The following is a 24,871-nucleotide window of genomic DNA, read 5'->3' as shown; positions in this document are numbered from 1 at the left end:
TCGGCCTGTGCTCGAGACCTTCCACGTCCAGGACCCCGCGGCGCTGCGCGCGATCGCGCACCCGCTGCGCCAGCGGATCCTCATGGAGCTCGCCGTCCTCGGGCACGCGCGCGCGGCGGACCTCGCCCGGGCCACCGGAGAGCCGGCCAACTCCGTGAGCTTCCACCTCCGGGTCCTCGCCCGGGCGGGCATGATCGTCGAGGCGCCCGAGCACGCCCGGGACCGCCGGGACCGCGTCTGGAAGAACGTCGCGGAGAGCTACGCGGTGGAGCCCGGGACGCCGGACGCGGTGCGCCACGTCGTCCGCCCGGCGCTCGCCTGGGCCGAGGAGACGTTCCGCCGCGGGAGCGCGATGGGCGCGCGGGAGGACCGGATCCTCGCGCTGAGCACGCTCGTGCTCAGCCCCGAGCAGGCGGCGACGATGTCGCGCGAGCTCCAAGAGCTCGTCGAGCGCTGGAACACGCGCGCGCTCGACGAGGGGCGCGCGGACCCCGAGGCGCGCCGCGAGACCTACCAGGTCCTCGCGGTGCTCGCCCCGCGCGATCTGCCCCCGGCGGACGACGACGACCCCGCGCCCCCGCCGGGAGAGGTCGCCTCCGGCCGACAGGCCGAGGCGCCCGCCGACTAGCCCAGCACGACCCGGCGACCGTCGATGCGCAGGCCCTCGCGCGCCACGCGCCCCACGGTCTCGACGAGCAGCGCCCGCTCGGCCACCTTGATGCGCTCGTGCAGCGACGACTCGTCGTCACCGTCCTCGACCGGCACCGCGACCTGGGCGACGATCGGGCCGGTGTCGACGCCGTCGTCGACCACGTGGACCGTGCAGCCCGTGACGCGGACGCCGTAGGCGAGCGCGTCGCGCACGCCGTGCGCGCCGGGGAAGGACGGCAGGAGCGCGGGGTGGGTGTTGAGCGTGCGGCCCGCGAAGCGGCCCACGAACGCGGGGCCGAGGATGCGCATGAACCCGGCGAGGACCACGAGGTCGGGCCGGAACACGTCGACCGCCTGCGCGACGGCCTCGTTCCACGCGGCCCGGTCCGCGAAGTCGCCGGGGGCCACGACGACGGCGGCGACGCCCGCCTCGCGGGCGAGGTCCAGGCCGCCGGCGTCCGCCTTGTCGGAGACGACGCCCACGACGCGCGCGCCGTACGCGGCGTCGTCGTGCGCGGCGAGGAGCGCCGCGAGGTTGCTGCCCGCCCCCGACACCAGCACGACGACGCGGGCGGCGGAGGTGGACTCGACGAGGTGGCCGGACGGCGTCTGCACGGTGCTCCTGCGGGGTTTCGAGGGGTCGCGGGTCACGGAGCGCGACCGCGGCGGCGGGCCGGTGGGACGCCCGTCGGGGCACGCAGCCTCCGATGGGAGAATGTACCGCGAGCCGCCCGACCGACCGAGGAGCTGCCCGTGGGCAACCCGTACGCACCGCCCCGTCCCGACGCGCCGCAGCAGCCTCGACCCGAGCCCGCGCAGCCGGAGGACGGAGCGCGTCCGGACGCGTCGGCGCCTGCACCGGGCCCCGCCCCCGCGCCGATCCCCCCGGCCCCCGCGCGCCCGGACCAGCAGGCCGGGCCGGGTCACCGGCGCCCCGCGCCGCCCGAGCCCGCGGAGCCCGACCCGGAGCTCGCCCGGCAGGCGACGCGACGCACCCTGCACTTCGGCCTGCTCCTGCTCGCCGTCATCGTCGTGAGCACCATGCCGTTCCCGTGGCAGGCCGTGAGCCTCGCGCTCGCGCTCGGCGCGATCGTCGTGGGCATCCGGGCGCTGCTGGCCGTCTGGCGGGCCCGCGTGCGCGGCGCGCTCGTTCCGGCCCTCGGGATCGGCGTCGGGCTCTCGGCCATGCTCGCGCTCCAGATGGTCTCGACGCTCGTCACGTGGGACGTCGCGCTCGCGCACCAGCAGTGCCTCGACGGCGCGATCACCGTCTCGGCCGAGAAGCGCTGCGACGTCGAGCGCACGCACGCGCTCGAGGAGAAGTTCGCCCGCTGGTTCCCGACCCCCGCCCCCGCGTCCTCCTGACGCGTCGAGGCTCCGTCACGGGTTCGTGACGTCGCGCCCCTAGGGTGAGCGCGTGACCGCGCCGACGACGCCGCCCGAGGCTCCCCCGCCGCTCCCGCCCGTGCCGCGGGAAGGGCTGCGTCGCGCGGGGTCGCGCTGGTGGTGGCTCGCCGTCCCCGTCGCGGTCGCCCTGGTGGCGGGCGTCGTCGCGGTGGTCGTGCCGTTCGCGGCGCACGACGCGCCCGAGCTCGTCGAGGACGACAAGGTCCTGACCGTGGCGGCGGATCCCTGCGCGCGCGTCCAGGAGGCCGGCGCGACGCTCGCCGCAGCGACGTCTCCCGAGGGACGCGCCGCCGCCGCGCTCGACGTCGCCCAGGGTGCCCGTGCGCTCGCCGCCGCCGTCGGCGCGCTGCCCGCGGACGTCCTCGACGCCGACCGGCCGGCACGGTCCTGGGCCGAGGACTGGTCGGCCCTCGCGGACGGGCTCGAGGCCTGGGCGGCGAGCACCGCGGCCGGCGAGGACGCCCCGTTCGAGCTCCCGCTCACCGAGGACGGCTGGTCGGCGGTGACGAGGATGGACCTCGCCGCGTCTCCCGGGTGCGCGGTCCCGGCGTCCGTCGTCGGCCTCGACGCGACCCCGCCGCGCACCCCGCCCACGGGCTGACCGCCGCGGACGACGACACCCGGCAGGACCGGGCCCGGCCCTACCCGCCGTGTCGCCTCCGCGGGTCAGCCGGCGTCGCGGTGGTGCCGGCCCAGGACCTCGAGCCGGGACCACAGGACGGCGAGCGCGGCGCCACCGCCGATCTCGGCCGCGGCGAGCGCGCCGACGACGAGCGCGTCCGCGCCCACGACCTCGAGCCGGCCGGGGCCCACCGCTCCCCCCGCGAGCCAGCTCACGAGCCCGACGAGCAGGCCGGACGCGAGCGCGACGCCGGCGAGCGCGAGGACGACGGCGGACCAGGGGACGACGTCGTCGGGGTGGGTGCCCGTCACGTCGCGCAGGCGCCGCCAGACGAACACGCCCGCGACGACGCCGAGCGCGACGACGCCGGCCGGCACCCAGGGCGTGAGGGCGTTGGTCCAGTCGTCGCCGGGCAGCGCCCCGAGGAGCGGGATCGCGGGCAGCGCACCCGGCTCCGACCCGGCGGGCGCGAACGTGCTCCCCTCGCCCACGGCGAACCCGGGGCCGACGAGCCACGCCCCGGCCCACGCCACGAGGTTGGGCAGCACGGCGAGCTGGCCGAGCGCGAGGACGATCCCCCCGACGGTCCCTGGCACGAGCCCGGCGACGATGTCGCCCGACGTCGCGCGGCCCGCGACGAGCCACGCGCCGACGACCACGGCGGACGCCCCGGCGAGCAGGCTCGTGCCGAGCAGACCGCCCCGCAGCCCGAGCCGCACCGTCGGCGGCACGACCCGGTCGAGGCGCCCGGCGAGGTCGGCGACGAACGGCGCGTCCGGGCGCGCGAGGATCCCGCCGCCGAGCCCGAGACCCCCGACGACGGCTCCCCCGACGACGGCGACCCCGAGCCCCCAGGGCGGCGTCGAGCCGGCGAGCAGCGCGACGCCGAGCGTCGCGAGCGCGTACGTGACGGTGCCGGCCACCCAGGCGGAGACCGCGGTGTGCGCCGAGCGGCGTGCCGACGCGAAGCAGCAGAAGAGCGCGAGGGCGGTGAGACCGAGCGGGACGAGCGTGACCGTCGTGCCGCTCGCGACGAGCGGGACGCCGTGGCCGAGGAGCCAGAAGCCGGCCGCGACGGTGACCGACTGCCCCCAGCCCGTCCCCTCGGACGCCCCGGTCGAGGACGCCAGGAACGCGACGACGCCCGGGAGCACGACGACGGCGAGCGACAGGGTGAGCGCCTGGAGCGCGGCGAGCACGCCGGACGGTGCACGGCGCACCCCGACGGGTGCGGGTGCCGGGCTGCCTTCCACGGTGCGCGTGCGCGCACCGCGAGTCGTGCTGGTGGTGCTCATGGTGCCCATCGTCGTCGATCGAGAGGTCGGTTCGGGGCATTCGCCCCGGCGCGCCAGACTACCGGCGCCACCGGCCCCGGGGACGACGACGCCCCGCGACCGGTGGACCGGTCGCGGGGCGTCGTACGGCGTGGCAGCGGACCGTGCGGCCCGACGGAGCCAGGGGTCAGGCGAGGACCTCGCGCAGGAGCGCGGCGGTCTCGGACGGCGTCTTGCCGACCTTGACGCCGACGGCCTCCAGGGCCTCCTTCTTCGCCTGGGCGGTGCCCGCGGAGCCGGAGACGATGGCGCCGGCGTGGCCCATCGTCTTGCCCTCGGGGGCGGTGAAGCCCGCGACGTAGCCGACGACCGGCTTCGTGACGTGCTCCTTGATGTACGCCGCGGCGCGCTCCTCGGCGTCGCCGCCGATCTCGCCGATCATGACGATCGCCTTGGTCTCGGGGTCGTTCTCGAACGCCTCGAGCGCGTCGATGTGCGTGGTGCCGACGATCGGGTCGCCGCCGATGCCGATGGCGGTCGAGAAGCCGAGGTCCTTGAGCTCGTACATCATCTGGTAGGTCAGCGTGCCCGACTTCGACACGAGACCGACCGGGCCCTTGCCCGTGATGGTGTGCGGGGTGATGCCGGCGAGCGACTCGCCCGGCGTGATGATGCCGGGGCAGTTGGGGCCGATCATGCGCGTGCCCTTGCCCTGCAGGTAGGCCCAGACCTCGGCCGTGTCCTGGACGGGCACGCCCTCGGTGATGACGACGATGAGCGGCATCTCGGCGTCGATCGCCTCGATCGCGGCGTCCTTGGTGAACGCCGGCGGGACGAACAGGACGGACACGTTCGCGCCCGTCTCGGCCATCGCCTCGGCGACGGTGCCGAACACCGGCAGCGTGACGTCGTTGCCCTCGTGGTCCTTGTGCGTGACGGTCGTGCCGGCCTTGCGGGCGTTGACGCCGCCGACGATCTGCGCGCCCGAGTCGAGCATGAGGGCGGTGTGCTTGGCACCCATCCCGCCGGTGATGCCCTGGACGATGATCTTGGAGTCGGAGTTCAGGTAGATCGACATGGTGTTCTCTGTCTCAGCTTTCCGCGTCTACGGGCGATCAGGCGTTGGCCAGCTCGGCCGCCTTGGCGGCACCGCCGTCCATGGTCTCGGCGAGGGTCACGAGCGGGTGGTTCGCCTCGCGCAGGATCGCGCGGCCGAGCTCCACGTTGTTGCCGTCGAGGCGCACGACGAGCGGCTTGGTCGCCTCGTCGCCGAGGATCTCGAGCGCGCCCACGATGCCCTTCGCGACCTCGTCGCACGCGGTGATGCCACCGAAGACGTTGACGAAGACCGACTTGACCTGCGGGTCGTTGAGGATGACGTCGAGACCGTTCGCCATGACCTGCGCGTTCGCGCCGCCGCCGATGTCGAGGAAGTTGGCCGGCTTGACGCCGCCGTGCTCCTCGCCCGCGTACGCGACGACGTCCAGCGTGCTCATGACGAGCCCGGCGCCGTTGCCGATGATGCCGACCTCGCCGTCGAGCTTGACGTAGTTGAGGCCGTTCTCCTTGGCCTTGGCCTCGAGCGGGTCGGTCGACTCCTTGTCCTCCAGCGCCTCGTGGTCCGGGTGACGGACCTCCGACGCGTTGTCGTCCAGCGTGACCTTGCCGTCGAGCGCGATGATCGAGCCGTCCTCGGTGCGGACGAGCGGGTTCACCTCGACGAGCGTCGCGTCCTCGGCCGTGAACACGGTCCACAGCGAGCGGATGACGTCGGCGACCGGAGCCTTGAGCTCCTCGGCGAAGCCCGCGGCGTCGACGATCTCGCGCGCCTTCGCCTCGTCGATGCCCACGATCGGGTCGACGGCGACCTTGGCGAGCGCCTCGGGGCGCTCGACGGCGAGCTGCTCGATCTCCATGCCGCCCTCGACGGAGCACATGGCGAGGTAGTTGCGGTTCGAGCGGTCCAGCAGCACCGAGAAGTAGAACTCCTCGGCGATCTTGGCACCCTGCGCCACCATCACGCGGTGGACGGTGTGGCCCTTGATGTCCATGCCGAGGATCTCGGACGCCTTCTCGGCGGCCTCCTCGGGCGAGTGGGCGAGCTTCACGCCGCCGGCCTTGCCGCGGCCGCCGGTCTTCACCTGGGCCTTGACGACCACGGTGCCCCCGCCGAGCTTCTCGGCTCCCGCGCGGGCCTCCTCGGGCGTCGTCGCGACGACCCCGCCCAGCACGGGCACGCCGTGCTTCTCGAAGATGTCACGCGCCTGGTATTCGAACAGGTCCACCCTGCTGCGTCCTTCCGTCTGATGCGCCGTGTGCGGCATGACCGATGTCTCGACATCAAGACATCCCCGTACAGGGTAGCCCCCGCTCCGGGGCGCGCCTATCCGGGGCCGCTGCGGCGGCTCGCGGACCGGTGTTCCCTTCGTCACCCCGTACGGCGGGCGTCAACCACTGTTGACATCACAGCGAGCGTCAACCTAGATTGACACGCATGGAACCCGTCGACATGGACGCCGCGAGCAGCACCGACCCGGACGTCGGGCTGCGGGCCGTGCGGTCGCTGCGCGTGCTGGCCGAGCGCCTCGAGGCGCTCCAGGTCGAGCACGCCCGGTCGCTCGGCTGGTCCTGGCAGGAGATCGCCGACCGGCTCGGCGTCACGCGTCAGGCCGTGCACAAGAAGTACGGCGCGTCCCGCACCACGAGGAGGTCGTGACATGTTCGAACGCTTCGCCGCCGACGCCCGGGAGACCGTGGTCGGCGCCCAGGAGGTCGCGCGGGAGCGCGGCGACGACACCATCGACGGGGTGCACCTGCTCCTGTCGCTCGCCCGGCAGGAGGGCGGCGCCGGGGCGGCCGCGCTCGGCGCGGTCGGCGTGAGTCCGGCCGACCTCGAGCGCGAGGTCGACGCCGCCGGCGGGCTCGACCCGCTCGACGGCCCCGCGCTCGCGGCGCTCGGGATCGACCTGGACCAGGTCCGGGCCCGCACGGACGCCGCGTTCGGCCCTGGCGCGCTCGACCGGGCAGCGGACGACGCGCGGGGCCGCGGGCGCCGCCGAGGCCGCGCGCACATCCCGTTCACCCCCGAGGCGAAGAAGGTGCTCGAGCTCTCGCTCCGCGAGGCCGTGCACGACGCTTCGCGCGTGATCGACTCGGGCCACGTCCTCGCGGCCGTCGCGCGCAGCACGGGCTCGACGGCGCACCGGGCGCTCACCGGCGCGCTCACGGCCGCCGGGTCGGACGACGCCGGCCTGCGCGTCGCGCTCTCGACCCGGCACCGCGCGGCGTCCTGACCGGCACGCCGCGCCGCACGTCGCGGTCGGGCCAGGGGCGGGCGAGCGGCCGACGGCAGCGTCACGGCAGGCTCCTCGGGCTCGGTCGTCGTGCTACGGGAGGACCGGGCGCGCGCCCGTGCCCGACGACGGGCTGACGCCCCGCGGCGCCCGGCGCACCTACCGTCGGGGTGTGCCCGACCAGACTGCGCTCCCCCACCGCTCGGACTCCCGCTCCGACGCCTCCGCCCTCCGCACGCGCTCCACGCCGGGCCGCCACGCCGGCGCCCCGGTGCCCGGTGGACAGCCGTGGGCGCGGGGCGCCGTCGTGCTCGCCGCGAGCTTCCTGCTCGGCGGCCTCACGTCCTTCGCCCAGGGCTTCCTGCCCGACGCCGCAGCCCCCTTCGCGAACTCGGCGAGCGGCTGGACCCTGCTCACCGCGCTCCTCGTCGCCTGGGCCGCGCGCGACGCGCGGACCCGGACCTGGCACGCCGCCGTGCTGGGCGCGGCGAGCTTCGTGCTGCTCACCCTCGGGTACACGGTCGCCGCCGACCTGCGCGGGTTCTTCTACGACCCGACGCTGTTCGGGGTGGTCGGTCTCGTCGTCGGCCCGTTCGTCGGGGTCGCGGCGGCGTGGCTGTGGCGGGCCGGGTTGCGTGCGGCTCTCGGCACGGCGGTGCTCGCGGGCATCGGCATCGGCGAGTCGGTGTACGGGCTCACCACGGTCGTCGAGACGACGGGCGCCACGTACTGGGTCGTGATCGGGCTCGCGTCGCTCGTCCTTCTCGCCGCGATGCTGACCCGGCGTCTGCGCGGCCCCGTCCCGGCGGCCGTCGCCGCGGGAGGCACCGCCGTCGTCGCGACGGCGTTCGTCCTCGCCTACCGCGCGCTCGGCACGATCGGCTGACGCGGCGGACGTCCCCCGCGCACGCAGGGCGCTCGACCGGCCGGTCGAGCGCCCTGTGTGTCGGCACGTGGTGCGTCGGAGCGTGGCGCGTCAGAGCTTGGTGACGGGCGAGTACCGCAGCAGCAGCCGCTTGGTGCCGTCCGCGCCGAAGTCGATCTTCGCGACGGCGTTCGGCCCCGCGCCCTCGAGCGAGACGACCGTCCCGAGCCCGTACGCGTCGTGCGTGACCTTGTCGCCGACGGCGAGGTTCGGCACCTCCCCGTCGGCCCGCGGCGTCGCCGAACCGAACTTCGCCCCGCCGGAAGGCGAGCCGAACGCGGCGCGGGCAGGGGCCGACGACGACGGGTCGTGGCGGGTCTGGCGGGAGCGGCCCGAGGAACGAGGGCCGCGGATGGTAGACCCGTCGTCGTCGGCGCCTGTCCGCGCCCCCGACCCGAATCCGGAACGCGAACCGGACCACGAGCCCGACCCGCGGCCCCAGACGGACCCGCCCGCGCGCAGCGTCGCCATCGACGACTCGCGCCGCCGCCAGTCCCACAGCTCCTCGGGGATCTCCTCGAGGAACCGGCTCGGTGGGAACTCGTTCGCCATGCCCCACGCGGAGCGCACCGCGGACCGCGACACGTAGAGCCGCTCGCGCGCGCGGGTGATGCCCACGTAGGCGAGGCGGCGCTCCTCGGCGAGCTCGGCGTCGTCGTGCAGGGACCGCATGTGCGGGAACGTGCCGTCCTCCATGCCGGTGAGGAAGACGACGGGGAACTCGAGGCCCTTCGCGGTGTGCAGGGTCATGAGCGTGACGACGCCCGGGTCCTCCTTCTCCTCGCCCTCGTCGTCCTCGTCGGCGCCGTCGTCCGCGGGGATCTGGTCCGCGTCGGCGACGAGCGAGACGCGCTCGAGAAAGTCGGACAGCGTGCCCTCGGGGTCGAGCTCGCTGAACTCCGTCGCGACGGCGTGCAGCTCGGCGAGGTTCTCGACGCGCGTCGCGTCCTGCGGGTCGTCGCTCGCGCGCAGCTCGGCGAGGTAGCCCGTGCGGTCGAGGACGGCGCCGAGGATCTCGGACGGGCTCGCGCCGGAGTCGGCGAGCTCGCGCAGCCCGGTCATCAGCTCCGCGAAGGCGCGCAGCGGGTTGAGCGTGCGGTTCGTCAGGCCGGGGATCTCGTCGATGCGGGCCAGCGCCGCGCCGAACGAGATGCGCTCGCGGTCCGCGAGCGCCGCGACGGCGCCCTCGGCGCGGTCGCCGAGACCGCGCTTGGGCACGTTGAGGACGCGGCGCAGGTTGACGTCGTCGTCGAGGTTGTCGATCGCGCGCAGGTACGCCACGGCGTCCTTGACCTCGCGCCGCTCGTAGAAGCGCGTGCCCCCGACGACCTTGTACGGCAGGCCGACGCGGATGAGCACCTCCTCCAGCGCGCGGGACTGCGCGTTCGTGCGGTAGAAGACCGCGACGTCGCCGGGGCGCACGCCCTCGGTGTCGCCGAGGCGGTCGATCTCCTCCGCGACGAACCGCGCCTCCTCGTGCTCGTTGTCCGCGACGTAGCCGATGACCTTCGCGCCCGCGCCGGAGTCCGTCCACAGGCGCTTGGGCTTGCGGTCGGGGTTGCGCGAGATGACGGCGTTGGCGGCCGAGAGGATGTTCTGGGTCGAGCGGTAGTTCTGCTCGAGCAGGATGGTCCGGGCGTCCGGGTAGTCGGCCTCGAACTCGAGGATGTTGCGGATCGTCGCGCCGCGGAACGCGTAGATCGACTGGTCGGCGTCGCCGACGACCGTGAGCTCGGCAGGGTCGAGCGCGGGGACCTGCGCCTCGCCCGTGCCGCTCGTCGCCGCGTCGGTCGCCGCGGAGTCCTCCCCCACGCCCGCGAGCTCGCGCACGAGCACGTACTGCGCGTGGTTGGTGTCCTGGTACTCGTCGACGAGCACGTGGCGGAACCGGCGGCGGTAGTGCTCGGCGACCGCGGGGAACGCCTGGAGCAGGTTCACCGTGGTCATGATGATGTCGTCGAAGTCGAGCGCGCTGGCCGCGACGAGACGGGCCTGGTAGCGCGTGTAGACGTCGGCGAGCACCTGGTCGAACTCGGGCACGTTCGCGCCGTGCTGGCCGGCCCGCGCCGCGAGGCCGTCGTCCGTCGCGTGGGCGCCGGAGTCGCGCGCGTAGGTCTCGGGGTCGATGAGCTCGTTCTTGAGGTCCGAGATCTTGTTGGCGAGCGACCGGGCCGGGTACTTCTTCGGGTCCAGGTCGAGCTCGCGCGTGACGAGGGTGATGAGCCGCTGGGAGTCCGCGGCGTCGTAGATCGAGAAGCTCGACCGCAGGCCGAGCGTCTTCGCCTCCCGCCGCAGGATGCGCACGCACGCCGAGTGGAACGTGGAGACCCACATGTTCCGCGCCGACGGCCCGACGAGCGCCTCGACGCGCTCGCGCATCTCGGCCGCGGCCTTGTTGGTGAACGTGATCGCGAGGATCTGGCCCGCGCGCGCCCGGCCCGTGGCGAGCAGGTGCGCGATGCGGTGCGTCAGCACGCGCGTCTTGCCCGACCCGGCGCCCGCGACGATGAGCAGCGGCCCGCCCGCGTGCACGACGGCCTCGCGCTGCTGCGGGTTGAGCCCGTCGAGCAGCGCGTCGGGGTCGAGGTGCGCGTACCGGCCGCGACGCTCGCCCGACGGCGCACCGCCGGTCGTGCCCGGTGCACCGTCCCCGGCGGGCGACCCCGCGCCGTCGGGCACGGCCGGGTCGTCGGTCCAGCGCGGGGCGGTCCGCGGGAGGCGGGACTCGCCGCCGTGGTCGACGCGCGGGCCGTCGAACAGCGTGTCGAGGCCGGGCAGCGGGAGGTTCTCGAAGAGCGAAGCCATAGCCCCTCCAGCCTAGGCGCCCGCGCCCACACCCGGCACCGCCCGGCCGCCGCGTCCACCGGCAGGCGTCAGGTGAACGTGAGCCCGATGCCCCACGTCGCGGCGGCGAGCAGCCCGCCGAGGAGCTGGACGAGGATCGTGATGCCGGTCGCCTGCATCGCGGCGACCGTCGCACGCCAGGCGGCGTGCCGGTCGCGGCGGCGCACGAGCTCGGCGAGGAACACGGCGAGCACGAACCCGATGAAGAGCCCGACCACCGGGATGACGAAGAAGCCGACGACGCCAGCGATCCCGCCCCACACGAGCGTCGACCACGGGACGTCCGCCCGGCGCATGTGCCGACCCGCGAGCACGTACTGGGAGACCTCGGCGGCGACGACGAGCACGGCCGCGACCGCGAAGACGACCCAGGCGGCCGTGCCGCCCGTGACGATCGCCCACACGAGGATCGCCCCGAGCACGAGCACGTTCCCGGGCAGGATCTGCACGACGATCCCGATCAGCCCGACCAGGATCGCCAGCCCGACGAGGACCTCTCCACCGACGCTCACGGGGGAAACCCTCGCACGTCCGGCGCGCTACGCACGCCCCGCGGGCGGGACCAGCCGGGGGTGCGCGACGCCGTCGACCACCCACGAGCGGATCATCGCGCTGAACAGGTCGGGGTCCTCCGCGCTCCACTGGTGGTGCATGCCGGGCGCCAGGCGGACGACGGCGTCCGGCACCCGGCGGGCGATCGTCGCGAGCGCGGAGCGCGCGGCGCGCACGTCGCGCGAGCCCGCGACGGCGAGGACGCGCGCGCCCGACGCCTCGAGGCCCGTCGGCCAGCAGCCGCCGTAGACGTCGCGCAGCGTGCGGGCCATGTTGTCGCGGCGGATCGCGAGGCCGGACCGGACGAAGAGGTCGCGCGCGTCGGCAGGGAGGCGGAAGGCTCGCGCCTGCGCCTCCCAGTACCAGCGCCGGTCCCACACCCTGAGCTGCGCGCGCCCGACGGCGCCGGCGAGCCCGGGCACGCCGTCGACCGCAGCGCCGGACGCGAGGACGGAGCGCACGAGCCCGGGGTGCCGCGCCGCGGCACGGAGGGCGACGATCCCGCCGTACGACAGCCCGACGAGGTGCACGGCCCGGCCCGCGGGCAGAGCCGCGACGAGCGCGGCCACGTCGTCGGCGGTGGCGTCCAGCGACACGACGTCCTCGGCCGCCCGGGACCCGAAGCCGGGCAGGTCCGGCGTCCGGACGTCGAGGTCGGCGAGGTGCTCGACCTGCGGCTCCCACATCCACGACGCGACGTTGCCGCCGTGCAGCAGGACGACGGTGACGGCGTCCGGCACGCTCACGCGAGCACCTCGCGCTCGGTCTCGTCGAGCCAGGCGAGCTCGGTCCGGGCGTGCGCGAGGCCGTGGCGGAGCGTGGCGAGGCGCAGGGCGAGCCCGCGGGTGCCGCGGACGCGGTCGGCGTCGGGACCGCCGTCGGCGAGGACGGCGGCGACGCGCTCCTGCTCGGCGGTGAGCGCCGCGACCGCCTCCTCCGCCTGCGCGCGGCGGGACGCGAGGAGCTCCCGGACGCCTGCGTCGTCGAGCTGGTCGGCGAAGAACAACCGCCCGAGGAAGGGCTCGCGCGCGTCCTCCGGCTCGAGCGGCGCGGCGAGCCAGTCGCGGAGCGCCGCGCGGCCCGCGGCGGTGATCGTGTGGACCTTGCGGTCGGGGTAGCTCTCCTGCGGCACGACCTCCACCTCGGCGAGGCCCGCGTCGACGAGGGCCGCGAGCGTGCGGTAGAGCTGCGAGCGGTCCGCAGCCCAGAAATGGTGCACGGAGGTGTCGAACGCGCGCTTGAGGTCGTAGCCGGTCATGGGCCGGACCGTGAGGAGCCCGAGCACGAGGTATCGAAGGACCATGCGACTAGTGGACCATGCACCTAGATCCCGGTCAACGCTTCCCGAGACGACGACGGCCCGCCGACGCGGAGCGTCGACGGGCCCGGTGCCGGTGGTGCGGTCAGTTCCAGAACACGGCGACGAGGATGTTGACGAGGGTCAGCCCGCCGATGGCGTGCTTGAGGCCCGGCGCCACGGCGCCGTCGGAGGACTTGGCCCCCTGGCGCTTGGCGACGAACGCGAGGACGGCGACGACGAGGGCAATGACCAGCTTGACGCCGATCTTGGCCATGTCCGGGCCACCGTCGCCCCAGACCGAGGCCTCACCGATCCCGACCATGGCGATCCCCGCGACGAGCGCGGTGAGCGCCCCGTGGAAGACGCCCTTGTACAGGCCCGGCGAGCGCAGGGACGCGAGGTAGCCACCGAGCACGATGGCCCACCCGATGAAGTGCAGCGCGACGAAGACGTTGTAGAGGAACTCCATGGGCCCATGGTATTTGCTGACGACCCTGTCGTGAAACTTTGCACAAGGTGAGATGCGCCCGGTGACCCACGACGCTCGACAAAGCAGACTGAATCGGTCTACTATTTCCGGTTTCCCACCATGCGGACCGGGGCTGTCCACGCGTCCGGACCGCGGCTACTGTTCTCGGCATGACCACGGCTGCCCGCACCCTCCTCGTGACCTCCGGTCACGGGACGCCGGCGTGCGCGCACACGTGTCTGAGCTGTTGTCGCTGAACCGCGCCCGACTCAGCGCGAGCCATCGCTCGCCTCTCTTCCCGAGAACCCCTGAGAACCGGCGCGCGCCGTCGGTCCTCAGCCACTCGCAGCACCCTCGCTGAGCGCTCGCCGTCGCGCGTCCCCGCCCCCCACGAGGACACGAGGAACCCCGATGACGCAGGCACCGACTGCGCCCGAGGCCACGGACGGCAGTACTCCTCCCGCCCGTCCGCCGCGCACCGCCGAGCGCCCGGCCCGGACGCCGGGAGACCGCCCCGCGCGCGCCGCACGACCGAACGGGCAGTGGAAGGTCGACGGCACCGAGCCGCTCAACGCGAACGAGAAGTGGAAGCAGGAGGACGGCGGCCTGTCCGTCCGCGAGCGCATCGAGACGATCTACGCGCGCGACGGCTTCGACTCCATCCCCGGCGACGACCTCCACGGACGCTTCCGCTGGTGGGGCCTGTACACGCAGCGCAAGCCCGGGATCGACGGCGGCCGGACCGCCACGCTCGAGCCGCACGAGCTCGAGGACCGGTACTTCATGCTCCGGGTCCGCATCGACGGCGGGGCGCTCACGACCGAGCAGCTCCGCGTCGTCGCGGGCATCTCGACGGAGTTCGCCCGCGACAGCGCGGACATCACCGACCGCCAGAACATCCAGCTCCACTGGGTCGAGGTCGAGGACGTCCCCGAGATCTGGCGCCGCCTGGAGTCCGTCGGGCTGCAGACGACCGAGGCGTGCGGGGACGTCCCGCGCGTCGTGCTCGGCAGCCCGGTCGCGGGCATCGCCGCCGACGAGCTCATCGACATCGGCCCGGCCGTCGCGGGAATCACTGAGAAGTACATCGGCGTCCCCGAGCTCGCGAACCTGCCCCGCAAGTTCAAGACGGCGCTCACCGGCCACCCGAGCCAGGACGTCGTCCACGAGATCAACGACGTCGCGTTCGTGGCGCACCGCCACCCCGAGCTGGGCGTCGGGTTCGACCTGTGGGTCGGCGGCGGGCTGTCCGCGAACCCGCGTCTCGGGGAGCGCCTGGGGGCGTTCGTCACCGAGGAGCAGGTGCCCGACGTGTGGCACGGCGTCGTGCAGATCTTCCGCGACTACGGCTACCGCCGGCTGCGCAACAAGGCACGCCTGAAGTTCCTGCTCGCCGACTGGGGTCCGGAGAGGTTCCGCGAGGTCCTCGAGACCGAGTACCTCGGGTACGCGCTGCCCGACGGCCCCCCGGCGCCCAAGCCGTCCGTCCCCGGCGACCACGTGGGCGTGCACAAGCAGAAGGACGGGCTCAACTACGTCGGGGCCGCGCCGTACGTCGGACGCGTGTCCGGCACGATCCTCGCGAACGTCGCCGACCTCGCGGAGTCGGTCGGGTCGCACCGCGTGCGCCTCACCCCGCACCAGAAGCTCCTCGTCCTCGACGTGCCGGACGAGCACGTCGAGCACGTCGTGTCGACGCTCAAGGAGAACGGCCTCGACGCCCGGCCGAGCCCGTTCCGGCGCAGCACGATCGCATGCACCGGCATCGAGTACTGCAAGCTCGCGATCGTCGACACGAAGGACACCGCGACCGCGACGATCGACGAGCTCGAGCAGCGGCTCGGGGACCTGTCCCAGATGAAGCCGCTCTCCCTGCACGTCAACGGCTGCCCCAACTCGTGCGCGCGCATCCAGACGGCGGACATCGGCCTCAAGGGCCAGCTCGTCATGGACGACGACGGCCAGCAGGTCCCCGGCTTCCAGGTCCACCTGGGCGGCGGGCTGGCCTCCGACGACCGCGAGGTCGCGGGCATGGGCCGGACCGTCCGCGGGCTGAAGGTGACCGCGGACGACCTCACCGACTACGTCGAGCGCGTCGTCCGGCGCTACGAGAGCGACAAGGACGGCTCCGAGACGTTCGCCGAGTGGGCGCACCGCGCGGACGAGGAGGCGCTCCGATGACCGCGGACCTGACCGGCGGGACCGCTGCACCCGCGGGCACCGACCCGCTCGCGGCGCTGCGCGCCGCGGCGCGAGCCCGGACGGAGCAGCGCGAGGAGGCGAAGGCCGCGCACCACGCGGAGCGTGCGCGGCAGGCCGCGCAGGGCCGGGAGAAGCGCTCGACCGACGAGCTGCGCGAGATCGCGCGGCGCGGCGCCGAGCTGCTGCACGGCGTGGGCACGCCCGGCGTCGAGGGCGCCACGCGCCCGGAGGCGACCGCCGACGAGGTCGTCGCCTGGGCCGCACGCGAGTTCGGGACGTCCGTCGCGGTCGCGTGCTCCATGGCCGACGCGGTGCTCCCCCACGTCGTCGCGGCGCAGATCCCCTGGGTCGACGTGCTGTTCCTCGACACGGGCTACCACTTCGCCGAGACCGTCGGGACGCGCGACGCCGTCGAGCAGCAGCTGGACGTGACGATCGTCGACGTCCGGCCCGAGCTCACGGTCGCCCAGCAGGACGCGGCGCACGACAAGGACCTGTTCGGCCGCGACCCGGCGCTGTGCTGCCAGCTGCGCAAGGTCGAGCCGCTGCACCGCACCCTCGCGGGCTACGAGGTGTGGGTCACGGGCGTGCGTCGCGACGAGGCGCCGACCCGGACGAGCACGCCGCTCGTCACGTTCGACGAGAAGAACGGGCTCGTGAAGATCAACCCGCTCGCGGCGTGGTCCTTCGACGACCTGCTCGCGTACGCGGCGCGGCACCAGGTGGTGCTCAACCCCCTGCTCCACGACGGCTACCCGTCGATCGGCTGCCAGCCGTGCACCCGGCGCGTCGCGCCGGGCGAGGACCCGAGGGCCGGCCGCTGGGCGGGGCTCGACAAGACAGAGTGCGGACTCCACGTATGAGGACGGGCATGACGACCATCGACCTGACGACCGACGCGCCGGGCTCCCCCGGCGCCTCCGCCGCCGCGGGCACGACCCCGGCCGCGGCGCTCCCCGGCGGGCGCCGCCTCGCCCAGCTCGACGCTCTCGAGAGCGAGGGCATCCACATCGTGCGGGAGGTCGTCGCCGAGTTCGAGCGACCGGTCCTGCTGTTCAGCGGCGGCAAGGACTCCGTGGTGATGCTGCACCTCGCGGTCAAGGCTTTCGCGCCCGGCCCGGTGCCGTTCCCCGTGCTGCACGTCGACACCGGGCACAACTTCCCCGAGGTCCTGGCCTACCGCGACGCCACGGCCGAGCGCCTCGGCCTGCGGCTCGAGGTGGCGCGCGTGCAGGACTACATCGACGACGGCCGGCTGCGCGAGCGCGCCGACGGCACGCGCAACCCGCTCCAGACGCAGCCGCTGCTCGACGCCATCTCGGGGCACCGGTTCGACGCCGTGTTCGGCGGGGGTCGTCGCGACGAGGAGAAGGCGCGCGCCAAGGAGCGCGTGTTCTCCCTGCGCGACGAGTTCGGCCAGTGGGACCCGCGCAACCAGCGCCCGGAGCTGTGGAACCTCTACAACGGGCGGCACCGCCCGGGCGAGCACGTGCGCGTGTTCCCGCTGTCGAACTGGACCGAGCTCGACGTGTGGCGCTACATCGCGCGCGAACGCATCGAGCTCCCCGAGCTCTACTACGCGCACGAGCGCGAGGTGTTCGACCGCGACGGGATGCTGCTCGCCGTCGGGCCGTACTCGGAGCCCCGCACGGACGCCGAGACCGCGTCGCTGCGGACGGAGACCGTGCGCTACCGGACGGTCGGCGACATGTCGTGCACCGGCGCCGTGCGCTCGGACGCGGCGGGCGTCGACGACGTCATCGCCGAGGTCGCCGCGACGCGCATCACCGAGCGCGGCGCGACCCGCGCCGACGACCGCCTCTCCGAGGCCGCCATGGAGGACCGCAAGAAGGAGGGGTACTTCTGATGGGCACCCAGACCACCACCGGCACCGTCGCCGCCGACGCGGCGCCCCCGCTCGACGACGCGCGCCGCGGCACGCTCCTGCGCCTCGCGACCGCGGGCTCCGTCGACGACGGCAAGTCCACGCTCGTGGGCCGCCTGCTGTTCGACTCGAAGTCCGTGCTCGCCGACCAGCTCGACGCGGTCGAGCGCGTCTCGCGCGACCGCGGGCTGGAGACTGCCGACCTCGCGCTGCTCACCGACGGCCTGCGGGCCGAGCGCGAGCAGGGCATCACGATCGACGTCGCGTACCGGTACTTCGCGACCGCGCGCCGGTCGTTCATCCTCGCCGACTGCCCCGGCCACGTGCAGTACACGCGCAACACGGTGACCGGGGCGTCGACGGCGGACGTCGTCGTGCTGCTCATCGACGCGCGCAAGGGCCTGCTGGAGCAGACGCGCCGCCACCTCGCGGTCGCGAGCCTGCTGCGCGTGCCGCACGTCGTCGTCGCGGTGAACAAGATCGACCTCGTCGACTACAGCGAGGCGCGCTACGAGGAGCTCGCGGCGGACATCCGCGCGGCCGCGACGTCGCTCGGCGTCGGCGACGTGCACACGATCCCCGTCTCGGCGCTCGTCGGCGACAACGTCGTGGACCGGGCGAGCGCGCGCACGCCCTGGTACGACGGCCCGAGCCTGCTCGAGCTGCTCGAGGAGCTCCCGACGGGCGACGACCCGGAGGCCGAGGCGTTCCGCTTCCCCGTCCAGGTCGTCATCCGCCCGCAGGCCGCGGCCGACGAGCGCTACCGCGACTACCGCGGGTACGCCGGGCAGGTCGCGTCGGGCGTCGTGACGGTCGGCGACGAGGTCGTGGTGCTGCCCTCCGGGCGCCGCACGACGGTCGTCGGGATCGACACCGCCGACTCCCTCGCGAGCGGCGCGGAGCTCACCGAGGCGTTCGCCCCGCAGTCGGTGACGATCCGCCTCGCCGACGACGTGGACGTCGCGCGCGGCGACCTCCTCGCGTCCGCGGCCGAAGCCCCCGACGTCACGCAGGACGTCGAGGGCACGGTGGCGTGGCTGGGCGACCGTCCGCTCCTGCCCGGCGCGCGCGTGCTGCTCAAGCACACGACCCGCACCGTGCAGGCCGTGGTGCGCGACGTCGTCGGGCGCCTCGACCTGGACACGGCCGAGCTCGAGCCCGCCGAGCGCCTGGAGCTCAACGACATCGGCCGCGTGACGCTGCGGCTCGCGTCGCCCGTCGCGGCGGAGGAGTACGTCGTGGCGCGCCGCACGGGCGCGTTCCTGCTCGTCGACGCGCAGGACGGCGGCACGCTCGCCGCCGGCATGGTCGGCGACGCGCTCGCCGCCGCCCGCCGCCCGGCGGAACGCCCCGGCTCCTACGCGATCTAGACGACACCTAGGCTGGCACCGTGACCGCACCCATCCACGAGACGTACCCCCTCGGCCTGCGCCTCGACGGCCGCCGCGTCGTCGTCGTCGGCGGCGGCCCCGTCGCCGCACGCCGCACGCGGGGCCTCCTCGACGCGGGCGCGGTCGTGACCGTCGTCGCGCCGTACGTGTGCGAGGACCTCGCCGAGCTGCTCGCGGCCCACGGCCCGGGGACCGCCGGTCACGCGGCGCACGCCCCGGCGGCCGTCCCGGCGCGGGACGCCCGGCTCTCCTGGGTGCGGCGCGACTACCTCACGGGCGACCTCGACGGCGCGTGGCTCGTCCACACCGCGACGGGCGACGCCCGCGTCGACGCCGAGGTCGCGGCCGACGCCGAGGCGGACCGCGTCTTCTGCGTCACCGCGGGCGACGCCGAGCGCGCGACCGCGTGGGTCCCGGCCGTCGCGCGCACGCTCGTGCCGGGCGCCGCGCCCGGGGCCGGGGAGGCCGAGGTCACGGTGGCCGTCAACGCCGGTCGGGACCCGCGGCGCGCCCAGCGCGTGCGCGACGCCGTCGCGGTGCTCCTCGAGACGGGCGAGCTGCCGCTGCGGGCGGTGCGGCCGGCCCGCGCCGTCGTCGCGGGGTCCGGCGACGACGGCCACGAGGCCGCTGCCGCGGGGGCCGTCACGGCCCCGCTCGTGCGGCCCGTGGGCTCCGTCGCCCTCGTCGGCGGGGGGCCGGGCGACGCGGGCCTGATCTCCGTGCGCGGGCGCCGGGTGCTCGCGGAGGCCGACGTCGTCGTGGTCGACCGGCTCGCGCCGCGCGCGCTGCTCGCCGAGCTCGGCGACGACGTCGTGGTGGTGGACGTCGGCAAGACGTCGGGCAACCACCCCGTGCCGCAGGACGAGATCAACCGGATCCTCGTGCACCACGCGCTCGTGGGGAAGCGGGTCGTCCGGCTCAAGGGCGGCGACCCGTACGTGTTCGGGCGGGGTGGCGAGGAGCTCGACGCGTGCCGCGCCCACGGCGTCCCGGTGGAGGTCGTGCCCGGCGTGACGAGCGCCGTCTCCGTGCCCGCCGCCGCGGGCATCCCGGTGACGCACCGGGGCCTGTCGCGCGGGTTCACCGTGCTCACGGGGCACGAGGACGTCGGGAAGGTCCCCGCCGCGAGCGACCACACGGTCGTCCTGCTCATGGGTGTCTCGCGTCTCGCGGAGACGGCCGCGGCGCTCGTCGCGCAGGGCCGCTCGCCCGAGACGCCGGTCGCGGTCGTCGAGGACGGCTACGGCCCGCGCCAGCGGACGACGGTCGGGACGCTCGCGACCATCGCCGAGCGGGCGCGCGAGGCCGGCGTCCGGCCCCCGGCCGTGACCGTCGTCGGCGACGTGGTGACCCTCTCCCCCGCCTGGCCGCCCCGCACCCCGCCCGCCCCGCGCTGAGCGCGGGGGGCGGGGGCTCAGAGGAGGCGGCGCTGGGCCGCCCAGCGGGTGAGCTCGTGACGGGACGACAGCTGGAGCTTGCGCAGGACCGCGGAGACGTGGGTCTCGACGGTCTTGATTGAGATGAACAGCTCCGACGCGACCTCGCGGTACGTGTACCCGCGCGCGATGAGGCGCATGACCTCCTGCTCGCGCGCGGAGAGCCGGTCGAGCTCGTCGTCGTGCACGGCGACGTCGCCCGCGCCCGTGCCGAAAGCGTCGAGCACGAAGCCCGCGAGCCGCGGCGAGAACACCGCGTCGCCGCCCGCGACCTGCCCGACGGCGGCCGACAGGTCCGGCCCCGAGATCGCCTTCGTCACGTACCCGCGCGCGCCGGCGCGGATGACCGCGACGACGTCCTCCGCGGCGTCGGACACGGACAGCGCGAGGAACCGCACGTCGCCCAGCACGTCGGCGCAGCGCTGGATGACCTCCGCGCCCCCGCCGCCGTTCCCGCCGGGCAGGTGCACGTCGAGCAGCACGACCGGGGGCCGCAGCTCGTGCACGCGCGCGACCGCCGACCCCACGTCGTCCGCCTCGCCCACGACCGTGACGAGCGCCGGGTCGAGGCTCGCGCGCACGCCGGCCCGGAACATGTGGTGGTCGTCGACGAGCACCACGGGCACCGGCCCGGTGGCGGGTGCGCCGTCGGGCGTCGCGCTGGGGATGGTCGTCACGGGGTCTCCTCGCTCGGTGCGGTCCGCGCCGGGCCGGGGTCCGTCGGCACGTCCGTCGACACGGCCCGCGGCACGCGCAACCGTACCTCGGTGCCCCACCCCGGCCGGCTGATGATCTCGGCCTTGCCCCCGCGGCGCTGCACGCGCCCGAGGATCGACTCGCGCACCCCGAACCGGTCGGGGGCGACGTCGTCCATGTCGAAGCCCTCGCCCCGGTCGCGGACGAACACCTCGACCGCGGCGTCGCTCACCTCGAGGTAGACGGAGTACGGCGGCCCGCCGTGCGCGACGGCGTTGACGAGCGCCTCGCGCGTCGCCTGGAGGAGCGCCGCCGTCTCCTGCGTCGGGGTGCAGTCCCCCACCACGACGACGTCCACGACGACCGGCCCCGGCTCGGGCGCACCGGGCGCCGCGCCGATCGGCTCGGCGCGGCGGCCCACGCGCCCGTCCTCGACCTCCGCGACGAGCGCGCGCAGCTCGGCGGCGAGCGACGTGCCGGGCGAGGGGCGGTCGTCGTAGAGCCACTCGCGCAGCTCGCGCTCCTGGGCCCGCGCGAGGCGCGCGACCGTGTCGGCGTCGGAGGACCGGGCGCGGATGAGGGCGAGCGTCTGGAGCACGGAGTCGTGCAGGTGCGCGGCGATGTCGGCCCGCTCGGCCTCGCGCGCCCGGGCGGCGCGCTCGTCGCCGAGCTCGCGCATCAGCCGCAGCCACCACGGGGCGAGGACGATCGCGACGCCCGCGAGCACCGCGACCGCGGCCACGGCGGCCCGGACGACCTGGGTGGGCCGCGCGTCCTGCCCCACCAGCAGCACGATGCCGACGAGCACGAGCACGACGCCGCCCGCGATGCGCACGACCCCGGCGGGCGTGCGCCCGCCCGCCCGCGTGAGCAGCCGGCCCCGCTCGACGGCGTCGAGCTGGCTCCACGCGAGCGCCGCGCCCGCGAGCGCGATGAGCACCGGGATCACCCAGGAGACCTCGACGTCGACACCCGTGCGCAGAGCCACGAGCAGCGCCGCGCCGCCCAGCAGGACGACGCCGATCGCGACGTCGCGCACGGGCAGGCGCCGCACGCTCCCCTGGAGACGCGGCGCGAGCCGGGACAGGGAGGCGGGGCGCTGCTCGTCGCGCGCGGCCAGCGGGTCGCCGGTCGGCACGGTGAGCCACCAGAACACGTACAGCGCGACGCCCGCGCCGCCCGCGAGCGCGAGGAGCGCCATGACGAGGCGCACGACCCCGACGCCGACGCCGAGGTGCGCCGCGAGGCCCGCGCACACGCCACCGACCCACCGGCCGCGCTCGGGGCGGCGCAGCGGCAGGTCGCGCGGTCGGGCGCCGGGCCGGGCTGCTGTCGTCACCCCCCGATCGTCACACGGCGCGGACGCCCCGAGCGCCCCCGGGCGGGGAAACCAGGGTCGGGCCCCGGGCGGTTCAGGGTCGGGTCAGGGTGGCACCCGATACCGGCGGCGCGCCCCGCGCACCAGCATGGTGGTCATGAGCACTCCCGACCTCCCCGGACCCGGCGCCCAGCCCGGGAGCTCCGGCGGCGACACCGAGACGCCCGGCGCGCAGCCGGGCACCGTCCCCCCGGGGCCGAGCGGCCCCGACCACGGCGGCGGACCGGGCTGGGCCGGCCCCGCCGGCCCGCCCCCGGGCGCACCGGGCGAGGCACCCCGGCGTCCGAGCGGCACCGACGGCTTCTTCGACGCGGTGCGCCGCGTCGGCATCTACCGCTCGGACGACCGCTGGATCGGCGGCGTCGCGTCCGGCGTGGCGGAGCGGTTCGGGATCGACCCGCTGGTCGTGCGCGGCCTGCTGTTCGTGACGTTCTTCCTCTCCGGCGCCGGGCTCGTCCTGTACGGCGCGGCGTGGGCGCTGCTGCCCGAGCGTCGCGACGGACGCATCCACCTCCAGGAGGCGTTCCGCGGCAACGTCGACGTCGCGCTGCTCGGCGCCGCGGCGTTCGTCGTGGTCGGGTTCTCGTGGGGCGGCGGCTGGTGGTCGTGGTGGGACGCGCTCCACCTGGGCTGGCTGACCGGCCTGTTCTGGGTCGCGGCCTTCGTCACCGTCGCGGTCGTCGCGGTCTCGGCGCTCACTCAGCGCGGCCCCCGCGGTGGCCAGGGCACGCCTCCGCAGGCTCCGCCGTGGCCGGGCGGTCCGGGTCACGGCCCGGGTGGTCCGGGTCACGGCCCGGGGGGTCCGGGTCACGGCCCGGGCGGCGCCGGTCCGGCGCAGGGCTCGTACGCCCCGGGCCCCGGCCCGACGGCGGCCCCCGGCGCCCCCGCGGGCGGCGCGCCCTCGGACGCCCCGTGGGGCAGCCCCGGCCCGGCGTACCCGAGCGGCCCCGCGTACCCGGGCGGCCCGACGACGTCCGGCACCCCCGGCGGGACGCCCGCGGGCGGCGCGCCGACGGGGACGCAGGACGACGCGGTCTGGTCGGCGGAGGCGAGCCCGTACGCTGCCTCCGCGCCCGGCGTGACCGCGCCTCTCCCCCCGCACGCGCCGTACGCACCGTCCCCGCAGGGCGCACCGCAGCCGCCGCTCCCGCCGCAGCCCGCGCGGGCCCCGCGCCCGCCGAAGCCCCCGCGCCCGCGCGGCCCGGGCGCGACGACGACCGGCATCGTCGTCGGGCTGAGCCTCCTGCTGGGGGCGCTGCTCCTCGTGGTCGACCGCCAGGGCGAGCTGCCCTGGCCGGTGTTCCTGACCTGGGCGGGCCTCAGCGGGATCCTCGCGGGCCTCGCCATCGTGGTGAGCGGGCTCCGCGGGCGGACGAGCGGCGGCCTCGGCTGGCTCGCGGTGGTCCTGCTCGTCGTCGCGCTCCCCGCCTCGGCGTGGCGCACGACCCCGTTCACCGTGTTCGTCGACGACTCCGTGCGGACCGTCACCGACGGCACGCACCGCATCACCGACCCCGACGTCGCCGAGCAGGGGTTCGGCGTGTCGTTCGGCGACCCGCGCATCGACCTGTCCGACCTGGACCTGTCGGAGGCGACCACCGGCTCGCCCGTCGAGGTCCCCGTCCGGCTCGGCGCGGGCGACGCGACGGTCGTCGTGCCGGACGGCGTCCCCGTCCGCGCCGAGGTCCAGGTGCTCGCGGGCAACGCGCGCTGGCACGTGGACGGCGACCGCCAGGAGATCGGCGGGGTCAGCACGCAGCCGGTGACGTTCGACAACGACGAGGTCCAGGCGGGCGACGACCCGCTGCTCGTGCTGCAGGTCGAGGTCGGCGCCGGCCAGGTCACGATCGAGGAGGACTGATGAACGACGAGAACCGCCGCGACGACGACACGCGGCCGCTCGGGGACGAGCTGTTCGACCCCGCCCCCGCGCAGGACCCCGAGCCGGCTCAGCAGCAGGGACGCCGGGAAGCGTCCGGGACGGACACGACGGTCCCGCTCCCCGCCGTGACGCCCGCGGCCGACGCCCGCGCGACGACCCCGCTCCCGGCCGCGACACCGCTGACCGACGTCGGCGCCACGACGCCGCTGCCCGCCATGCCGTCGACCGACCCGCTGTCGGTCGACGGACCGTCCGTCGACACGCCGCCCGTGGGTGCCCCGCCGGCCGGGACACCACCCGTCGGGGCGCCGTCCGTCGGTGCGCCGCGCTACGGCGCGGCCCCGACGACGTCGGGCGCCGACCCGTCGTCCACGGGCGGGGCGCCCGGCGCGCTCCCGCGGCGCGGCCCGCGCGTCGCGACGATCGTGTGGGGCTTCGTCATCGTCGCCTTCGCCGTCGTGGTGCTCGCGGCCGCGCTCGGCGCCCGCGTCGACCTGGGGCTCGCGACGATCGTCGTGCTCGCCGCGGCGGGCGTCACGCTCGTCGTCGGGTCGATCGTCTCCGGGGCACGACGCCGCCGGGGCTGAGCCGCACCGGGACCTCCGGGTACGCCGAGGGCCGTGGCACGTCGTGCCACGGCCCTCGGTGTGCCCGAGCGACGCCG

General features: G+C 75.5%; 24 protein-coding genes. 13 read left to right on the top strand and 11 right to left on the bottom strand.

All coding sequences use genetic code 11. The features are described 5' to 3' along the window. Nucleotides 1-7: 7 nt before the first annotated feature. Nucleotides 8-628, top strand: coding sequence for an ArsR/SmtB family transcription factor (locus RSE42_RS05700; protein WP_415298139.1), 621 nt, complete (start codon nucleotides 8-10; stop codon nucleotides 626-628). Here RSE42_RS05700 and purN read toward each other — a convergent pair. Then, nucleotides 625-1,266: a phosphoribosylglycinamide formyltransferase gene (gene purN, locus RSE42_RS05695; protein ID WP_415298137.1), complete on the bottom strand. Its 642-nt coding sequence runs from the start codon at nucleotides 1,264-1,266 to the stop codon at nucleotides 625-627. The genes RSE42_RS05700 and purN overlap by 4 nt on opposite strands. A gap of 138 nt (nucleotides 1,267-1,404) precedes the next feature. On the opposite strand from purN, the gene RSE42_RS05690 reads away from it, so the two are divergent. Together RSE42_RS05690 and RSE42_RS05685 are read left to right on the top strand one after the other, a co-directional pair. Then, nucleotides 1,405-2,016: a hypothetical protein gene (locus RSE42_RS05690; RefSeq protein ID WP_137280138.1), complete on the top strand. Its 612-nt coding sequence runs from the start codon at nucleotides 1,405-1,407 to the stop codon at nucleotides 2,014-2,016. Nucleotides 2,017-2,068: 52 nt separating this feature from the next. Beyond that, the gene (locus RSE42_RS05685; RefSeq protein WP_415298135.1) at nucleotides 2,069-2,659 is read left to right on the top strand and encodes a hypothetical protein; all 591 of its coding nucleotides are present in this window, start codon (nucleotides 2,069-2,071) and stop codon (nucleotides 2,657-2,659) included. A gap of 65 nt (nucleotides 2,660-2,724) precedes the next feature. On the opposite strand, the gene RSE42_RS05680 is transcribed toward RSE42_RS05685, so the two are convergent. The 3 genes from RSE42_RS05680 to sucC all read right to left on the bottom strand — a co-directional run bounded on the left by RSE42_RS05680 (nucleotide 2,725) and on the right by sucC (nucleotide 6,239). Further along, nucleotides 2,725-3,975, bottom strand: a complete 1,251-nt coding sequence (locus RSE42_RS05680; RefSeq protein WP_415298133.1) for a DUF6350 family protein — start codon at nucleotides 3,973-3,975, stop codon at nucleotides 2,725-2,727. 166 nt (nucleotides 3,976-4,141) lie between these two features. Further along, on the bottom strand, nucleotides 4,142-5,032 hold the full coding sequence (gene sucD, locus RSE42_RS05675; RefSeq protein ID WP_021482340.1) for a succinate--CoA ligase subunit alpha: 891 nt from the start codon (nucleotides 5,030-5,032) through the stop codon (nucleotides 4,142-4,144). A 37-nt stretch (nucleotides 5,033-5,069) separates the two neighbouring features. After that, nucleotides 5,070-6,239, bottom strand: a complete 1,170-nt coding sequence (gene sucC / locus RSE42_RS05670; RefSeq protein WP_021482339.1) for an ADP-forming succinate--CoA ligase subunit beta — start codon at nucleotides 6,237-6,239, stop codon at nucleotides 5,070-5,072. Between the two features lie 209 nt (nucleotides 6,240-6,448). Between sucC and RSE42_RS05665 the strand changes: the two genes are divergently transcribed. From RSE42_RS05665 to RSE42_RS05655, 3 genes are all read left to right on the top strand, one after another. After that, on the top strand, nucleotides 6,449-6,670 hold the full coding sequence (locus tag RSE42_RS05665) for a helix-turn-helix domain-containing protein (protein ID WP_031316040.1): 222 nt from the start codon (nucleotides 6,449-6,451) through the stop codon (nucleotides 6,668-6,670). Between the two features lies 1 nt (nucleotide 6,671). Next, a complete protein-coding gene (locus tag RSE42_RS05660) occupies nucleotides 6,672-7,247 on the top strand; it encodes a Clp protease N-terminal domain-containing protein (RefSeq protein ID WP_396050768.1) in 576 nt (191 codons plus the stop codon). Between the two features lie 172 nt (nucleotides 7,248-7,419). Next, nucleotides 7,420-8,133 carry a DUF6518 family protein gene (locus RSE42_RS05655; RefSeq protein WP_415298130.1) on the top strand — a complete coding sequence of 238 codons (714 nt, stop codon included), beginning with the start codon at nucleotides 7,420-7,422 and terminating at the stop codon, nucleotides 8,131-8,133. A gap of 90 nt (nucleotides 8,134-8,223) precedes the next feature. Here the strand turns inward: RSE42_RS05655 and pcrA are convergent, their stop codons facing one another. From pcrA to RSE42_RS05630, 5 genes are all read right to left on the bottom strand, one after another. Further along, nucleotides 8,224-10,977: a DNA helicase PcrA gene (gene pcrA / locus RSE42_RS05650; protein ID WP_415298128.1), complete on the bottom strand. Its 2,754-nt coding sequence runs from the start codon at nucleotides 10,975-10,977 to the stop codon at nucleotides 8,224-8,226. A gap of 68 nt (nucleotides 10,978-11,045) precedes the next feature. Continuing rightward, on the bottom strand, nucleotides 11,046-11,528 hold the full coding sequence (locus tag RSE42_RS05645) for a DUF456 domain-containing protein (RefSeq protein ID WP_114554412.1): 483 nt from the start codon (nucleotides 11,526-11,528) through the stop codon (nucleotides 11,046-11,048). Nucleotides 11,529-11,555: 27 nt separating this feature from the next. Continuing rightward, on the bottom strand, nucleotides 11,556-12,314 hold the full coding sequence (locus RSE42_RS05640; RefSeq protein WP_415298126.1) for an alpha/beta fold hydrolase: 759 nt from the start codon (nucleotides 12,312-12,314) through the stop codon (nucleotides 11,556-11,558). Further along, nucleotides 12,311-12,871, bottom strand: a complete 561-nt coding sequence (locus RSE42_RS05635; RefSeq protein WP_034653349.1) for a PadR family transcriptional regulator — start codon at nucleotides 12,869-12,871, stop codon at nucleotides 12,311-12,313. The genes RSE42_RS05640 and RSE42_RS05635 overlap by 4 nt, the downstream gene beginning before the upstream one ends. A gap of 100 nt (nucleotides 12,872-12,971) precedes the next feature. After that, the gene (locus RSE42_RS05630) at nucleotides 12,972-13,337 is read right to left on the bottom strand and encodes a hypothetical protein (RefSeq protein WP_137280135.1); all 366 of its coding nucleotides are present in this window, start codon (nucleotides 13,335-13,337) and stop codon (nucleotides 12,972-12,974) included. Between the two features lie 411 nt (nucleotides 13,338-13,748). Here RSE42_RS05630 and RSE42_RS05625 point away from each other — a divergent pair, with 411 nt between their 5' ends. The 5 genes from RSE42_RS05625 to cobA are packed head-to-tail and all read left to right on the top strand — an operon-like array spanning nucleotide 13,749 to nucleotide 20,212. Beyond that, nucleotides 13,749-15,518, top strand: coding sequence for a nitrite/sulfite reductase (locus tag RSE42_RS05625; RefSeq protein WP_043655373.1), 1,770 nt, complete (start codon nucleotides 13,749-13,751; stop codon nucleotides 15,516-15,518). Continuing rightward, nucleotides 15,515-16,402, top strand: a complete 888-nt coding sequence (locus tag RSE42_RS05620) for a phosphoadenylyl-sulfate reductase (RefSeq protein WP_415298123.1) — start codon at nucleotides 15,515-15,517, stop codon at nucleotides 16,400-16,402. The genes RSE42_RS05625 and RSE42_RS05620 overlap by 4 nt, the downstream gene beginning before the upstream one ends. 8 nt (nucleotides 16,403-16,410) lie before the next feature. After that, nucleotides 16,411-17,406 (top strand): sulfate adenylyltransferase subunit CysD, encoded by a 996-nt coding sequence (gene cysD / locus RSE42_RS05615; protein ID WP_137280133.1) that lies wholly within the window; start codon nucleotides 16,411-16,413, stop codon nucleotides 17,404-17,406. Continuing rightward, nucleotides 17,406-18,794 (top strand): sulfate adenylyltransferase subunit 1, encoded by a 1,389-nt coding sequence (locus tag RSE42_RS05610; protein WP_137280132.1) that lies wholly within the window; start codon nucleotides 17,406-17,408, stop codon nucleotides 18,792-18,794. The genes cysD and RSE42_RS05610 overlap by 1 nt, the downstream gene beginning before the upstream one ends. A 20-nt stretch (nucleotides 18,795-18,814) precedes the next feature. Beyond that, nucleotides 18,815-20,212 (top strand): uroporphyrinogen-III C-methyltransferase, encoded by a 1,398-nt coding sequence (gene cobA / locus RSE42_RS05605; RefSeq protein WP_409141032.1) that lies wholly within the window; start codon nucleotides 18,815-18,817, stop codon nucleotides 20,210-20,212. 17 nt (nucleotides 20,213-20,229) lie between these two features. Here cobA and RSE42_RS05600 read toward each other — a convergent pair whose 3' ends face one another. Continuing rightward, the gene (locus tag RSE42_RS05600; RefSeq protein ID WP_021483838.1) at nucleotides 20,230-20,928 is read right to left on the bottom strand and encodes a LuxR C-terminal-related transcriptional regulator; all 699 of its coding nucleotides are present in this window, start codon (nucleotides 20,926-20,928) and stop codon (nucleotides 20,230-20,232) included. Then, a complete protein-coding gene (locus RSE42_RS05595) occupies nucleotides 20,925-22,286 on the bottom strand; it encodes an ATP-binding protein (RefSeq protein ID WP_085388371.1) in 1,362 nt (453 codons plus the stop codon). Before RSE42_RS05595 ends, RSE42_RS05600 begins: the two co-directional genes overlap by 4 nt. Before the next feature lie 136 nt (nucleotides 22,287-22,422). Between RSE42_RS05595 and RSE42_RS05590 the strand changes: the two genes are divergently transcribed. Continuing rightward, a complete protein-coding gene (locus tag RSE42_RS05590) occupies nucleotides 22,423-24,186 on the top strand; it encodes a PspC domain-containing protein (RefSeq protein WP_415298120.1) in 1,764 nt (587 codons plus the stop codon). Further along, nucleotides 24,186-24,794 (top strand): hypothetical protein, encoded by a 609-nt coding sequence (locus RSE42_RS05585; RefSeq protein ID WP_137280130.1) that lies wholly within the window; start codon nucleotides 24,186-24,188, stop codon nucleotides 24,792-24,794. The genes RSE42_RS05590 and RSE42_RS05585 overlap by 1 nt, the downstream gene beginning before the upstream one ends. The last annotated feature ends 77 nt before the right edge of the window (nucleotides 24,795-24,871 follow it).

Origin of the sequence: Cellulosimicrobium sp. SJTW-1 (assembly GCF_047716875.1) — a bacterium.
Lineage (GTDB): Bacteria > Actinomycetota > Actinomycetes > Actinomycetales > Cellulomonadaceae > Cellulosimicrobium > Cellulosimicrobium funkei.
The sequence above is the reverse complement of the archived record's forward strand: the minus strand, read 5'-3'. Positions and strand labels throughout refer to the sequence as shown.

Coding starts and splice junctions, on each gene's coding strand:
- RSE42_RS05680 (WP_415298133.1), bottom strand. CDS start 3,975: ATGAGCACCACCAGCACGACTCGCGGTGCGCGCACGCGCACCGTGGAA.
- sucD (WP_021482340.1), bottom strand. CDS start 5,032: ATGTCGATCTACCTGAACTCCGACTCCAAGATCATCGTCCAGGGCATC.
- RSE42_RS05665 (WP_031316040.1), top strand. CDS start 6,449: ATGGAACCCGTCGACATGGACGCCGCGAGCAGCACCGACCCGGACGTC.
- RSE42_RS05660 (WP_396050768.1), top strand. CDS start 6,672: ATGTTCGAACGCTTCGCCGCCGACGCCCGGGAGACCGTGGTCGGCGCC.
- pcrA (WP_415298128.1), bottom strand. CDS start 10,977: ATGGCTTCGCTCTTCGAGAACCTCCCGCTGCCCGGCCTCGACACGCTG.
- RSE42_RS05635 (WP_034653349.1), bottom strand. CDS start 12,871: ATGGTCCTTCGATACCTCGTGCTCGGGCTCCTCACGGTCCGGCCCATG.
- RSE42_RS05630 (WP_137280135.1), bottom strand. CDS start 13,337: ATGGAGTTCCTCTACAACGTCTTCGTCGCGCTGCACTTCATCGGGTGG.
- RSE42_RS05625 (WP_043655373.1), top strand. CDS start 13,749: ATGACGCAGGCACCGACTGCGCCCGAGGCCACGGACGGCAGTACTCCT.
- RSE42_RS05620 (WP_415298123.1), top strand. CDS start 15,515: ATGACCGCGGACCTGACCGGCGGGACCGCTGCACCCGCGGGCACCGAC.
- cysD (WP_137280133.1), top strand. CDS start 16,411: ATGACGACCATCGACCTGACGACCGACGCGCCGGGCTCCCCCGGCGCC.
- RSE42_RS05610 (WP_137280132.1), top strand. CDS start 17,406: ATGGGCACCCAGACCACCACCGGCACCGTCGCCGCCGACGCGGCGCCC.
- RSE42_RS05590 (WP_415298120.1), top strand. CDS start 22,423: ATGAGCACTCCCGACCTCCCCGGACCCGGCGCCCAGCCCGGGAGCTCC.
- RSE42_RS05585 (WP_137280130.1), top strand. CDS start 24,186: ATGAACGACGAGAACCGCCGCGACGACGACACGCGGCCGCTCGGGGAC.